The organism is Caballeronia sp. INML1 (assembly GCF_023631085.1).
Classification (GTDB): domain Bacteria; phylum Pseudomonadota; class Gammaproteobacteria; order Burkholderiales; family Burkholderiaceae; genus Caballeronia; species Caballeronia turbans.
Map to the genome: position 1 here is coordinate 41695 of NZ_JALQDT010000051.1, position 13718 is coordinate 55412.

Consider the following 13718-nt stretch of genomic DNA (forward strand, 5'->3'; position numbering starts at 1 on the left):
TTATTTCACGATCACCGCCGGCGCATTCGACCTCGCTGCCACTGCCGCCGGAATCGCCGCATCGACAGGGCGCGTTTCATCCACCGTAGTGCGTCCGCCATCGCGGAAGAACGCCTGCTCGGCCGCCTTGTTCAGAACGAGAATACTGATGCGCCGATTCGTAGGCTCATCGACGACATCCTTGTTGAGCGGCAGCACGTCGGCCAGCCCGCGCACCTGCAATACCTTGCTTTCCTTCATGCCCCCCGCAACGAGCGCGCGCCTTGCGGCATTGGCGCGCTCGCTCGACAGCTCCCAGTTCGAATAACCGGCCTGACCGCCCGAATAGGCGACCGCATCCGTATGCCCCGCGATCGACACGCGGTTATCGACATCATTCAGCGACGCGCCGATGTTGGTCAGAATCGTCGTCACATAGCCTTCGAGCTTCGAGCTGCCGGAAGCGAACATCGGCCGCTTGAGCGAATCGACGATCTCGATGCGCAATCCCTCGCTCGTGATGGCGATGCGAATCTGATCCTTGAACGCGCGCAACGCGGGCATCTGCTCGATGAGCGCCATCAGCTTCTGCTTGAGCTGCTGCAGCTTCTGCAGGTCGTCCTTCGCGACGGCCGCGCGTGCGATCGATTGCGGCACGGGCTGCGGCTGACTCTTGTTGCCTTCGCCCGGACGCGAGCTCGACAGATCCTTGCCGCCGCCCGTGATGACGCTCGTATGCGCCGAGGCGCCGCCATCGTTGCCGAACAACGCGGAGAGCGGCGTATTGAAGTACTGCTCGATGCCTTCCTTGTCGTACTTCGAGGTCGAGCCGAGCAGCCACATCAGCAGAAAGAACGCCATCATCGCGGTGACGAAGTCGGCGTAGGCGATTTTCCACGCGCCGCCATGATGCCCGTGGCCGTGCGCCTTCTTCTTGCGCTTCACGACGACGGTAGGCGCGAGCACCGATTGCAGCGGATCGCGTGATGGTTTCTCAGCCATGATGTCTATGCCGTGACGTTACGAAGCCGACTTCGGCATCTTGGTTGCGCGCACCGCGTCGTCGAGTTCCTTGAAGCTCGGACGGTCGGCGGTGAAGAGCACCTTGCGGCCGAACTCGACAGCTATCGTCGGCGCATAGCCGTTCATCGATGCGAGCAGCACGGACTTCACGCACTGGAACGGCTTCGCTTCAGCCGCGCCCTTGGCGTTGAGCAGATCCGCGAGCGGGCCGATGAAGCCATAGGCCAGCAGAATGCCGAGGAACGTGCCGACGAGCGCGCCCGCGATCATCTCGCCGAGCACCGCGGGCGCGGCGCCGACCGAGCCCATCGTGTGCACGACGCCCATCACCGCCGCGACGATGCCGAACGCAGGCAGGCCGTCCGCCATCTTCTGGATAGCATTGGCCGCGACCGAGCTTTCCGTGTGATGCGTTTCCAGCTCCTCGTCCATCAGATCCTGCATTTCGAGCGCGTTGACGTTGCCCGCCGACATCATGCGCAGATAGTCGACGATGAAGTCGAGAAGATGATGATCGGCCATCACGTGCTCATACTTCTGAAAGAGCGGGCTGGACTCGGGCGCGTCGACATCGGCTTCGAGCGCCATCATTCCTTCCTTGCGCGCCTTTTGGAGCAGCTCGTAAAGCAGCGCGATCAGGGCGAGGTATTTCTCCTTGGTGTATCCGCCGCCCTTGAAGGCCTTCGGGATGGCTTGCAGGGTCTTCTTGAGCGTGGCCGTCGGATTCGATACGACGAACGCGCCGATGGCCGCGCCGAAAATACACAGCAGCTCGAACGGTTGCACGAGGGCGGCGAGGTGACCGCCCACGCCGATAAAACTCCCGATCACCGAGCCGATGACCAGGACCCATCCGATGATGACAAACATGATTTCTCCGCAGATGTCCGGCGCCGCGGGCCGTGCGTGCCCGGATCGAGGCGCGCACGGCTCGCGACGCATTGTTCGCTTGTTGAGGAGCTTATCGGCTTTTATTAGCAAGACATTAAGGGGAGGCGCGCAATTTCTTCTGCGCAAATGTTTGCGCAGTAAAACTTGCGCTCGTTCGTCTGCGGACAGAAACCGAACATCGCGATTACGCCGCAGGTAATGGATTCGATGCACGCGCTTCGTCTAACATCGGCGACATGAACTCGACCCTCGCACGCGCCGACGTCCAATCGAGCGTCGGCACACTGTTGCGCGAATGGCGGCAGCGCCGACGCATGAGCCAGCTCGATCTCGCGGGCGTCGCCGATGTGTCCACGCGCCATCTGAGCTTCGTCGAATCGGGCCGCTCGCTGCCGAGCCGCGAAATGCTCATGCGCCTCGCCGAGCGACTGGACGTGCCGCTGCGCGCGCGCAACACGCTGCTCGTCGCGGCCGGTTATGCGCCGTTGTATCGCGAGCGCGCGCTGGCCGATCCGCAACTCGCCGCCGCGCGGCGCGCGGTCGATCTCGTGTTGAAGGGGCACGAGCCGTATCCGGCGCTCGCCGTCGATCGTCACTGGACGATGGTCGCGGCCAACGCGGCTTTCGCACCGCTCGTCGCATCGGCGCATGCGCAACGGCTCGCGCCGCCGGTGAACGTGCTTCGCCTGTCGATGCATCCGCAAGGCCTTGCCGATGTCATCGACAACTGGCACGAGTGGCGTGCGCATCTGCTCGCCCGGTTGCGCCGGCAGATCGACGTCTCGGGCGATGCGACGCTTGCCGCGCTCTTCGCGGAACTCGAGGCGTATCCCGCGCCTGCCCATGCCGGGCACGCGGCGCGGGCGGAAACCGACCCGGTCGTCGTGCCGTTGCGCATGCGTACGCAATACGGCGTGCTGTCGTTCTTCAGCACGACGACGGTCTTCGGCACGCCGGTCGATATCACGCTGTCCGAGTTGGCGATCGAGGCATTCTTTCCCGCCGACGACGCCACCGCCGCCGTCCTTCGAAAACTCGATGATGCAAGACGCTGAACTTGCGCCGCCGTCCGCATGCTTACAGAATTGAACCTAGTGAACGTGCGCGGATCAATGAAAAGGCAGGCTGCGCGCCGCACGGTGCGCAGCCTGTGTCAGCTTTTGTCCAACCAACGCGGAAGGCAGCGATGATTCAAACATTCGAGCAGGTAATCGGCGGGCAAAAGATGCAGTTCTGCGCGAGCATCGCGGAAGGCGGCGGACCGGCGCGCGTCATCATCAGCCGCGCGGATTCGGCGGAGTCGCTCGTGATCGTCGAAGCTGAAGGCATCATCGGCGCGATCAAGGCGGAAGTCGAAGCGCCCGATACGCTCGTCGCCGATGCCGTGCGCAAGGCGCAGCAGGAAGCGCTGATCGAGCGCGCGCTGGAAACCGGCACCGTGCAGACGACGAGCCTGTAGCGTTTCAGCCCAGTCCACAGAAGAATGCCCGCGCGGCTTTTGCGGCCGCGCGGGCATTGCTTCGTGTGCGCGCCCATTGGCTGTTGAGCGGCTCACATGCGCGGCTCGCCGTTCTTCGGATCGGCGGGCACCATCGGCGTGGCGGAATCGGGTCCATCGGGCATGTCCGGGTCGTCGGGGTTCGGCGGGGCGTCCGGGTCGAGCAGCTTGTCCGGGTCCGGTTCGAGCGGCTCTTCGGGGGAGCGAGGCATCGTCGACATGGTGATCTCCTGAATCTTCCTTCGAGTGATGGATCGGCGCGCGCTCTCGGTTTTTCAGCGTGCTTCGGCCGAAGTTCGCAACGGACGTACCTGCCGCCGCCCGTCCTCATTCCGCCTCTTCGGGAAGCGCACCGCACGCGGGTGTCGCGGCTTCCCGTTTCGCGCTCGCCGGATTGTTCACATGACGCGCGATCAGCGCCGCGCCCAGCAGGAGCGCCACGGAAATCCACGCCGACGAGCGCACCGCATCGACGATATGTTGCGCGTTCGCCGCGCCGTCGCCGTGCGCCGCGAGCGCGCCGAACGCCGCGACGCCGATCGAGCCCGCCGCCTGCCGCGCCGTGTTGAGGACCGCCGACGCCGTGCCGGCGCGCTCGTGGCCGACGGTGCCGAGCAACGCGGTCGTCATCGCCGGGACCGCGAGGCCCATGCCGGACGGAATCAGCAGGAACGGCACGAAGAGCGCGGCCGTGGGCGTCGTCGCATCGACGAAGGCGAGCGCGGCGAAGCCCGCGGCGTCCAGAAGCGCGCCGCCGATCATCGGACCGCGCGAGCCGAAGCGCGCGACCACGGGGCCGCTCGCCAGGTTCGAGATCAGGAAGCCGCCCGTCAGCGGTAGGAACGCGAGACCGGTTTGCAAGGGCGTGTGCCCGAGCACGCGCTGCAAGTACAGGCTCAAAACGAACACCATTCCATAATAGGTAAGATTCACGCCGATACCGAAGACGACGGCCGCGCTGAACGTGCGCTCGGCGAAGAGCGAGAGCGGCAGCATCGGCGCGCGGCTTCTGCGTTCGACCGCGATGAACCCGCCGCCCGCCGCCAGGGCGAGCACGAGTCCGCCGGTCACGAGCGGATGCGCCGCGCCGAGCGGACGCAGTTCGATCACCGCGCCGACGAGCGCCGCAAGCGCGACGATCGCGAGCGCCTGGCCGGGCAGATCGACGCCGCGCGCATGCCAGGCATCTTTCGCGCGCGTCTTCCCGACCCACGCGAGCGTCGCCGCAATGCCCGCCGCGCAGATCGGCAGATTGACCCAGAAGATGCTGCGCCAGCCGAACGCCGCGATCAGCACGCCGCCGACGATCGGGCCCGCCGCGATCGACACCGCGCCCGCCGCCGTCCACAAGCCGACCGCACGCGCGCGCAAGCGCCGGTCATGGCCGCATGCCGCGTTCAGGAGCGCGAGCGAGTTCGGCAGCATGCCCGCCGCGCCGATGCCTTGCAGGGCGCGCGCGGCGATCAGCTCCGTCGCATCGCGCGAAAAGGCGCACGCGAGCGACGCAAGCGCAAAGAGCGCGAGGCCGCCGAGGAACATGCGCCGCGCGCCGAAGCGGTCGCCGAGCGAGCCCGCGGAGAGCATGAGCGCGGCAAAGGCGAGCGCGTAGCTGTCGACGGTCCATTGCAGGCTCGCGACACTCGCGCGCAGATCGTGTCCGATGCTCGCGAGCGCGACATTGACGATCGAGACATCGAGCTGAGAGACGACGAAGGCGACGCTGGTCGCCGTGACGACGAGGATCTGTCGCGCGGACAGATGCGTGCCGGATGAGGAAGGGTTCGCGTTCATGCCGTCTATCGTAGGCGCGTCGCGCGTTCGATGTTTCGGCCTCGCCTGAAACGTGAAAGTCGAATGAAAATGGCGCGCCGGGAGAGCGGCGCGCCATTTTTTGCAGCGATGTCAACGCTGAATCAGCGGGCTTCCTTGAAGAAGAGCGTCGTCAGCGCGCCGAGCGCGCACAGTGCGCCGACGTAGAGCGCGGGCGCCATCGGGCTCGATTTCATCATCAGCGAGACGACGATCGGCGTGAGTCCGCCGAACACCGCGTACGCGACGTTGTACGAGAACGAGATGCCCGAGAAGCGCACGGCGGGCGGGAAGGCCTTCACCATCACGAACGGAATCGCGCCGATCACGCCGACGAAAAAGCCCGTGAGCGCGTACCACGGCAGCAGCACGGAGGCATCGACGGCGACCTGCCGGAACATCAGCCAGTACGACACCGCGAGCGCCACGCCGCCGATGAAGATCGTCTTGCCCGCGCCGATGCGGCCCGCGATCGCGCCCGCGATCACGCAGCCGATCGTGAGGCAGAGCGTCGCCGCGCAGTTCGCGACGAGCACCGTCGCCGGCGCGATGTGGAATTGCTTCTGCAGCAAGGTGGGCGTCATCAAAATAACGACGACGATCGCCGCCGAGAGCATCCACGTGAGCAGCATCGAAACGATCACCGCGCGGCCGTGGTCGCGCAGCACCGCCTTGAGCGGAATCTCCGCCGCGAGCGACTTGCGCTTCTGCAACTCGGCGAACACCGGCGTTTCATGCAGCCAGCGGCGCAGATAGACGGAGCACAGGCCGAACAGGCCGCCGAGCAGGAACGGCAGACGCCATGCGAAATCGGCGACTTCGGCAGGCGCGAACGACTTGTTGATCGCCGTGGCGATCAGCGAGCCGAGCAGGATCCCGGCCGTCAGACCGGCCGTAAGCGTGCCGCACGCATAGCCGATATGGCGGCCCGGCACGTGCTCGGAGACGAACACCCACGCGCCCGGCACTTCGCCGCCGACCGCCGCGCCCTGCATCACGCGAAACAGGAGCAGCAGCACGGGCGCCATCAGGCCGATCGACGCGTACGTCGGCAACAGGCCCATCAGGAGCGTCGGCACGGACATCAGCAGCACGGAAAGCGTGAACATGCGCTTGCGGCCGAGCAGATCGCCGAAGTGCGCCATGACGATCCCGCCGAGCGGACGCGCGAGATAACCGGCCGCAAAGATGCCGAAAGTCTGCAACTGACGCAGCCAGTCGGGAATCGACGGCGGAAAGAACAGTTGGCCGATGACCGGCGCGAAGAACACAAAAATGATGAAGTCGTAGAACTCGAGCGCGCCGCCGAGCGCGGCCAGCGTGAGCGTCTTGTAGTCGCCGCGCGTGAGCGCACGGCCGGCCGCGCGAGGGGCGTCGGACAGAGGTGTTGCCTGCATCGGAAAAAGGGACCCGTGAGTGAAAAAGCCACGCATGACGCGCGGTAGGACGAGGCTTCGCCCTGCGGGAGTGACAAACGCGCCGGGTGGACGCGAAGCGAAGGCCGGGGCACGGAACGGCAACGATCCGGGCCGGGCGTCAGCGGGCGCGGAGTCGAAAGCCGCCGCCCGTCATCCGCGCTGCGCGACGCGACGGACAGCCGCGGCGCAGCTTGCTACGCGACGTCTCGGTAAAACGGCGGAAGCGGGAACTTTTGAGCCAGACGCGGCATGTTACAGGATGAAAGCCGGCGAAAAAGGGAAAAGCCGTTCTATTTTCGAGACGGTTGCGCGCACGAGACGAACGGCGACCGAAACGCTGCACAGTCACATGCGTTGACAATTCGGATGAGTCCGATGGGAAAGGGTCGTCCCGCTGCCCAGAATGCGCAGCTTGATTATCCCCGTCTCATCCCGCGACGAGACGCCCGGCGGTCGCCTGCAGTACGGCATCCGCCCCATGTCCCTTGGACTCATCAGGTAAGACACCATGCGCGTCGCCGTTTTGCAAACCGACCCAAGTTATCGAAATCTCATCAGCGATGTCGTCAAACGACTCGGCCATACGTGCGTGACGTTTGGCGACGGCCTCGTGCTGTCGAAAGCGCTGTCCCGCTCGACGGTCGATCTGCTGATTCTCGACTGGAATTCCACGGGCCTCTGCGGGCTCGACCTGCTGAAATCCGTGCGCTCGAGCTTCGGCGAGCGCGTGCCGGTCATGTTCGCGACGCCCGACGGCGCCGAGCACAACGTGGTCTGCGCACTGACCGCAGGCGCGGACGATTACATCGTTTATCCCATCCGGCCGGGCGAGTTCGGTGCGCGCGTCGAAGCGCTGTTGCGCCGTGCGTATCCCGCGACATCGACCGCGTGCCTCGAAGTCGGCCCGTACCGCTTCGACGCCCGCCAGCAAATCGTGACCGTGCGCGGCAAGCCGGTGCAACTGAGCGGCACGCAATTCCGCCTGGCGCAGCTTTTCTTCTCGAATATCGGCCGCGTGCTGTCGCGCGATCATATTTTCGCGATGGTCTGGGGCCGCGAATTCCGCGAAACCACGCGTACCATCGACAGCCACGTTTCGCGCCTGCGCCTCGCGCTCGAAATCGAGCCGGTCAACAACTTCCGTTTGCAGCCGGTGTACAAGAGCGGCTATCGCCTGCTGCATCTCTACGATGAAGGCGAAGATTCGCGCGGCGGCCTGGTCGGTCCCGCCGCTGCGCAGATCGCGGCCTGAAGTCGCCGTCCAAAAAATAATGCCGTCGCGAGGACGGCATTTTCGTTTTTGCTTCGCCTCAAACTGCCGGCAGCGCGGGGCGCGTCTCGACGCCGCGCCGAATCAATGCCTCGATTTCCTTGCGCTCCTCGCCCGCGAGCGGCAGACGCGGGGGGCGCACCGGCTCCGTGCCCAATCCGACGATCGCCTCGGCCAGCTTGATGTTCTGCACGAGCTTGTGCGATACATCGAGCGCGAGCAGCGGCGCGAACCAGCGATAGATCGCGCGCGCTTCCTCGAACCGTCCGGCGCGAATCAGCTTGTAGATCGCCACCGTCTCGCGCGGGAACGCGCACACGAGGCCTGCGACCCAGCCGTGCGCGCCCATCAGCATCGCTTCCATCGCGAGATTATCGACGCCGCAGAAAAGCGCATAACGATCACCCGTTTCGTTGATGAGATCCGTGATTCGGCGCACGTCGCCGCTCGATTCCTTGATCGCCGCAAACTTTTTGTCTTCGGCGAGCTCGGCGAACATCTTCGGGGTGACATCGACACCGTACGCGAGCGGATTGTTGTAGACCATGAGCGGCAACGGGCTCGCGTCGGCGACCATGCGGAAATGATTGAGCGTCTCGCGCCGGTCTGACAGATAGCGCAAGCCCGGCAGCACCATGTAGCCGGCCGCGCCGTGGCGCGCAGCGCGCTCGGCCTGGCGGCAGCCGTCGAGCGTGCTGTTTTCCGCGATCGTCAGCAGCACCGGCACGCGGCCGCGCGCGGCGTCCACGGCGATGTCGAGCACGTCGAGCTTTTCGTCGAGCGATAAGGTCGATGCTTCGCCGAGCGATCCGCACACGATGATGCCGTCCACGCCGGCTTCGATCTGCGCGTCGACATTTTTCGCGGTCAACGCGCGGTCTATGCTGAAATCGGCGTTGAACTTGGTGGTCACGGCGGGCATCACGCCTTCCCAGATATGCGTCACGGCAGCGCTCCGAAAGTGATTGAACGGTACGCAGTGTAAGCACCGAAAAAGCGGGCGTCTTGCGTGTTTCGCGCGCGCCGCGTGCCGATTTCGGCATAGCCGTTTCGCTGCGAAAGTGCGGCGCGGCGGGCGTGCCGACGCGGTATCCGCCTGTGCCGATATCGTCATGAAAACGATCCAGCCGCTTCAAGACGCCGGTCGCGCGCGTTTTTAGGATAGGCGGCATGAAAACCATCGACATCATCGACTCGCATACGGGCGGCGAGCCGACGCGCCTCGTGATCGCGGGCGGCCCGGATCTGGGCGGCGGCTCCCTCGCGCAACGGCTCGACGCGTTCCGCACGCGCTTCGACGACTGGCGGCGCGCCATCGTCACCGAACCACGCGGCTCGGACGTGATGGTGGGTGCGCTCCTGTGCGAGCCCGACGATCCTTCCGCCGCGGCGGGCGTCATCTTCTTCAACAACGTCGGCTATCTCGGCATGTGCGGGCACGGCACGATCGGGCTCGTCGCGTCGCTCGCGCATGCGGGAAAGATAGCGGCGGGGCGGCACCGGATCGATACGCCCGTCGGTCCCGTCGATGCCACGCTCAACGCGAACGGCAGCGTCAGCGTGCGCAACGTGCCGGCGTATCGGCATCGGCGCGCGGTGACGGTCGATGTGCCCGGCCACGGCACGCTCACCGGCGATGTCGCGTGGGGCGGCAACTGGTTCTTTCTCGCCGCGGATCACGGGCGCGAACTCGAGCCCGCGCGCATCGCCGGGCTGACCGCGTTCACCGATGCGATCCGCGATGCCCTGCACGCGCAGGGCATCACGGGTGCGGATGGCGCGTACATCGACCATATCGAGCTTTTCGCGGATTCGCCCGTCGCGGGCGTGGACAGTCGCAATTTCGTGCTGTGTCCGGGCAGCGCTTACGATCGCTCGCCGTGCGGCACCGGCACCAGCGCCAAGCTCGCGTGCCTCGCGGCGGAAGACGCGCTCGCGCCGGGCGAAGTCTGGCGTCAGGAGAGCATTATCGGCAGCGTGTTCGAGGGCAGCTATGCAATCGACGGCGACGCGCTCGTCCCGACGATCACCGGCTACGCGCACATCATGGGCGAAGGGCGTCTCGTCTTCGACGAGCGCGATCCGTTCAAGCTCGGCATCGCATGAAGGCGGACGTCATCGTCGTCGGCGGCGGAATCGTCGGGGCGGCGTGCGCGGCGGAGCTCGCGCTGCGCGGCATGACGGTCGAGGTGCTGGAAGCGCGCGGCATCGGTGGCGGCGCGACGGCGGCGGGCATGGGCCACGTCGTCGTGATGAACGATTCGCACGCCGAGCTCGCATTGGCACGTGCTTCGCGAGAACTGTGGCTCGCACTGGGCGCCGAACTGCGCGGGCGCGAGGCGTTTTCGCGTTGCGGCACGCTCTGGATCGCCGAAGACGACGAAGAGCTCGACGCCGCCCGTTCGATGCGCGATGCCTTCGCGGCGGCGGGCGTGCGTGCGCACATGCTCGATCGCGCCGCGCTGCGCGAGGCGGAGCCGGCGGTGAGCCACGCGATGCAAGGCGGATTGCTGATCGACGACGACGCGATCGTGTACGCGCCCGCCGCGGCGCAATGGCTTCTGACGCGCTCGACGCGCATCCGTGTATCGACCGGCTGCGCGGTTCGTGCCGTCGACGCCGGCGACGCGCATGCCGTCGTCACGCTTGCGAACGGCGACCGGCGCACGGCCTCCCACGTCGTCATCGCAAACGGGCTGGCGGTGCCGGATCTGATCGGGGACGTGCCGCTCGAAGTGAAGAAAGGGCATTTGCTCGTTACCGATCGCTATCCCGGCACGATCCATCATCAGGTGCTGGAACTCGGCTACATCAAGAGCGCGCATCACGCGCGCGGCACGTCGGTCGCGTTCAATGCGCAGCCGCGTCCGACGGGGCAGGTGCTGATCGGCTCGTCGCGCCAGTTCGGCACGCGCGATCCGGCTGTCGAGATCGACGTGCTCGGCGCCATGCTCGCGCGCGCGACGCGTTATCTGCCAGGCATCGGCGCGCTCAACGCGATCCGCGCATGGACCGGTTTTCGTGCCGCGACGCCCGACGGCCTGCCGCTGATCGGCCCCGCGCGTTTCCCGGGCGACCGGCTGTGGCTCGCGGCGGGTCACGAAGGGCTCGGCGTGACGACGTCGCTCGGTACGGCAAAGCTCATCGCCGCGCAGATGCTCGGCGAGCCGGCTCCGTTCGATATGCCCGACATGCACGCTTTCTCACCGCAACGATTCGCACGGGAGCACGCCGATGGATGAGCGCGTGCGCGTGGTCATCGACGGCGAGCCGCTCACCGTGCCCGCGTTCACGACCGTCGCGGCCGCCGTCGCCATGCGCGGCGTCGGCGGCACGCGGCGCTCCGTCACCGGCGAGCCGCGCGCCGCGCTATGCGGCATGGGCGTGTGTCACGAATGCCGCGTGACGGTCGATGGCCGCGCGCATGTGCTCGGCTGTCAGACGCTGTGTCGTGACGGTCTTTCCATCGAGACGATGCGATGAAGGTCGAACAGGTCGATATCGCGGTCGTCGGCGCGGGGCCGGCGGGTCTGAAGGCGGCGCGCATAGCGGCGCGAGCGGGCGCACGCGTCGCGCTCATCGACGACAATCCGCGCCCCGGCGGTCAGATCTGGCGGCAAGGGCCGACGCTCGCGCCCGCCGCGCAACTTCGCCAGTGGCTCGATGAAACGCGCTCGCTTGAAAACTTCGTCGGCATGAACGGGACGAAGGTCGCCGCCGCGCCCGGCAGCAAACGGCTCTTGCTCGAACGCGACGGCGCGCCGCTCGTGCTCGCGTATTCGAAGCTCATCCTCGCAACGGGCGCGCGCGAGCGGCTGCTGCCCTTCGACGGCTGGACCCTGCCCGGCGTGACGGGCGCGGGCGGCCTGCAGGCGCTCGTGAAGGGTGGAATGCCGGTGCGCGGCGAGCGCATCGTCGTCGCGGGCAGCGGGCCGCTTCTGCTCGCCGCCGCCGATACCGCGCGCCGTCACGGGGCGCAGGTCGTCGCGGTGGTCGAACAGGCGTCACCGGCGCGTGTCGCGCGCTTTGTCGCGTCTCTTGCGCTGACACCGGCAAAGCTGGCTCAGGCCGTCGGGCTCGGGGTCGCGTGCTATCGACCAGGCGGTGTCGTCGTGAGGGCGCATGGAAGCGCGCGCGTGGACGCGGTCACGATTCGCGTGCGCGGGCGCGAAGAAACGCTCGTAGCGGATCGCGTCGCGTGCGGATACGGCCTCGTGCCGAACGTGACGCTGGCGCTCGCGCTCGGCTGCTCGACAGACGAACGCGACGGCGCGATTCACGTCGACGATTTGCAGCGCACGTCGCTGGAAGACGTCTTCGCGGCGGGCGAATGCACGGGCATCGGCGGGATGGAACTGGCGAGCGTCGAAGGCGCGCTCGCGGCGCACGCGGCGCTCGGTATCGCCGCCGATGCGCGTCTCGTGCGCGAGCGCGATCGCTGGCGTGCCTTCGCCCGGCGCGTGGCGCACGCGTTCGAACTCGGCGCCGACGCCCGCGCGATGCCGTCGCCGGACACCGTGTTGTGCCGCTGCGAGGACGTGTCGATCGGCGAAGTCGCCGCGCACGCGAACTGGCGCGAGGCGAAGCTGCAGACACGTTGCGGCATGGGGCCGTGTCAGGGGCGCATTTGCGGCGAGGCGGCTGCTGTCTATTTCGGATGGCCGTGTACGGCGGCGCGCCCGCCATTCGCGCCGGTTCGCATCGATACGCTGATCGCCGCGCGCGAGAGCGCCGAAACGCCCGTTTCATAGTGGGGCCAGCGCGAATTTCGTCCGCGCATGCGCGCTTCTATAATCGGTTGCCTGACCGATCAGGACGCAACCGACCTCCTTACGCATGACGAGCACGACAGGCCTCATGACGAACACCGCGCCGATCGCGCAACCTCCGGCGTCGACGCTCTCGGACATGCTCGCGCATTTCGCGCTGCTCGCGCCGGTGTTCGACGCGATGCCCGACATCGTGTTCTTCGTGAAAGATCGCGAGGCGCGCTACGCGATGGTCAATCGCACGCTCGCGCGCCGCTGCGGCCACAAGGACGACAAATCGGCGCTCCTCGGCAAGACGGCGGAGGACGTGTTCCCGCGGCGCTTCGGACGCATCTACACGGCGCAGGATCAGGCGATCATCGCGCAGGGACATCAGTTGATCGACCAGCTCGAATTGCATCTGTATCCGGGGCGGGAGCCTGGCTGGTGCATGACGTGCAAGCAGCCGCTCCATGACACGCAGGGCAATATCGTCGGGCTCGCGGGAATATCGCGCGACTTGCAGGCCGCCGAAGGCACGCATCCCGCCTACAGCCGGCTTGCGGCGGTCGTGCAGCACATCCAGGAGAACTACGTGCAGCCGCTCAATATGCGGCAGCTCGCGCAGATGGCGAACATGTCGATCGCGCAACTGGAGCGGTATTTTCACAAGGTCTTTCATCTGACGCCGCGTCAGGTGTTGCTGAAGACGCGCCTCGACGCAGCCACTGCGCTGCTCGTCTCGAACGGAAAAGTCACCGATGTCGCCGCGCTATGCGGCTACACCGATCACAGCGCCTTTACGCGCCAGTTCAAGGCGACGGTCGGCATCACGCCGAGCGAATATCGGGCGCTGTTGCAAGCGGGCATGTCAGGGGCGTCGCGCCCCGATTCCGCGCGAGAAGCAAACGTCTGACGGGAAAACAGGGGCACGGCTCGCGCAAAAAATACACGGTCGTGCGTTCCGGTTGCGGTTTCGTGCGGCGCGCCTCGGCCGGAATGCCCGTCCCATGCGGGTTTCCCGGCAGCGAATGCAAGTCGGTCCGCTTTTTGCTCGCTCTGGCTCGCGGCGACCGGGCAAA

14 protein-coding genes are annotated in these 13718 nt (G+C 66.5%); 8 read left to right on the top strand and 6 right to left on the bottom strand.

Annotated elements, in window-relative coordinates:
- A complete protein-coding gene (gene motB, locus NCR38_RS16215; RefSeq protein ID WP_061115952.1) occupies positions 1–981 on the bottom strand; it encodes a flagellar motor protein MotB in 981 nt (326 codons plus the stop codon).
- A gap of 18 nt (positions 982–999) precedes the next feature.
- The gene (gene motA, locus NCR38_RS16220) at positions 1000–1872 is read right to left on the bottom strand and encodes a flagellar motor stator protein MotA (protein WP_061115951.1); all 873 of its coding nucleotides are present in this window, start codon (positions 1870–1872) and stop codon (positions 1000–1002) included.
- 257 nt (positions 1873–2129) lie between these two features.
- Between motA and NCR38_RS16225 the strand changes: the two genes are divergently transcribed.
- Together NCR38_RS16225 and NCR38_RS16230 are read left to right on the top strand one after the other, a co-directional pair.
- Entirely contained in the window at positions 2130–2948 is an 819-nt protein-coding gene (locus NCR38_RS16225) for a helix-turn-helix domain-containing protein (protein ID WP_250477354.1), read from the top strand.
- 131 nt (positions 2949–3079) lie between these two features.
- Complete coding sequence (locus NCR38_RS16230; RefSeq protein ID WP_061115950.1) at positions 3080–3352, top strand: hypothetical protein; 273 nt, start codon at positions 3080–3082, stop codon at positions 3350–3352.
- Between the two features lie 92 nt (positions 3353–3444).
- On the opposite strand, the gene NCR38_RS16235 is transcribed toward NCR38_RS16230, so the two are convergent.
- The 3 genes from NCR38_RS16235 to NCR38_RS16245 all read right to left on the bottom strand — a co-directional run bounded on the left by NCR38_RS16235 (position 3445) and on the right by NCR38_RS16245 (position 6597).
- Positions 3445–3612 carry a hypothetical protein gene (locus NCR38_RS16235; protein ID WP_156903131.1) on the bottom strand — a complete coding sequence of 56 codons (168 nt, stop codon included), beginning with the start codon at positions 3610–3612 and terminating at the stop codon, positions 3445–3447.
- Between the two features lie 106 nt (positions 3613–3718).
- On the bottom strand, positions 3719–5182 hold the full coding sequence (locus tag NCR38_RS16240; protein WP_061115949.1) for an MFS transporter: 1464 nt from the start codon (positions 5180–5182) through the stop codon (positions 3719–3721).
- A gap of 122 nt (positions 5183–5304) precedes the next feature.
- Complete coding sequence (locus NCR38_RS16245; RefSeq protein ID WP_061115948.1) at positions 5305–6597, bottom strand: MFS transporter; 1293 nt, start codon at positions 6595–6597, stop codon at positions 5305–5307.
- Positions 6598–7126: 529 nt separating this feature from the next.
- Between NCR38_RS16245 and NCR38_RS16250 the strand changes: the two genes are divergently transcribed.
- Positions 7127–7870: a response regulator transcription factor gene (locus NCR38_RS16250; RefSeq protein ID WP_061115947.1), complete on the top strand. Its 744-nt coding sequence runs from the start codon at positions 7127–7129 to the stop codon at positions 7868–7870.
- Positions 7871–7928: 58 nt separating this feature from the next.
- Here the strand turns inward: NCR38_RS16250 and NCR38_RS16255 are convergent, their stop codons facing one another.
- Positions 7929–8834 (bottom strand): dihydrodipicolinate synthase family protein, encoded by a 906-nt coding sequence (locus NCR38_RS16255; protein ID WP_061115946.1) that lies wholly within the window; start codon positions 8832–8834, stop codon positions 7929–7931.
- Between the two features lie 215 nt (positions 8835–9049).
- On the opposite strand from NCR38_RS16255, the gene NCR38_RS16260 reads away from it, so the two are divergent.
- From NCR38_RS16260 to NCR38_RS16280, 5 genes are all read left to right on the top strand, one after another.
- Positions 9050–9994, top strand: coding sequence for a 4-hydroxyproline epimerase (locus NCR38_RS16260; protein ID WP_061115945.1), 945 nt, complete (start codon positions 9050–9052; stop codon positions 9992–9994).
- The gene (locus tag NCR38_RS16265; protein ID WP_061115944.1) at positions 9991–11130 is read left to right on the top strand and encodes an FAD-binding oxidoreductase; all 1140 of its coding nucleotides are present in this window, start codon (positions 9991–9993) and stop codon (positions 11128–11130) included. The genes NCR38_RS16260 and NCR38_RS16265 overlap by 4 nt, the downstream gene beginning before the upstream one ends.
- A complete protein-coding gene (locus NCR38_RS16270; RefSeq protein WP_061115943.1) occupies positions 11123–11371 on the top strand; it encodes a 2Fe-2S iron-sulfur cluster-binding protein in 249 nt (82 codons plus the stop codon). The genes NCR38_RS16265 and NCR38_RS16270 overlap by 8 nt, the downstream gene beginning before the upstream one ends.
- Entirely contained in the window at positions 11368–12639 is a 1272-nt protein-coding gene (locus tag NCR38_RS16275) for an FAD/NAD(P)-binding oxidoreductase (protein WP_061115942.1), read from the top strand. The genes NCR38_RS16270 and NCR38_RS16275 overlap by 4 nt, the downstream gene beginning before the upstream one ends.
- Before the next feature lie 106 nt (positions 12640–12745).
- Positions 12746–13552, top strand: a complete 807-nt coding sequence (locus NCR38_RS16280; protein WP_061116109.1) for an AraC family transcriptional regulator — start codon at positions 12746–12748, stop codon at positions 13550–13552.
- Positions 13553–13718 lie beyond the last annotated feature (166 nt).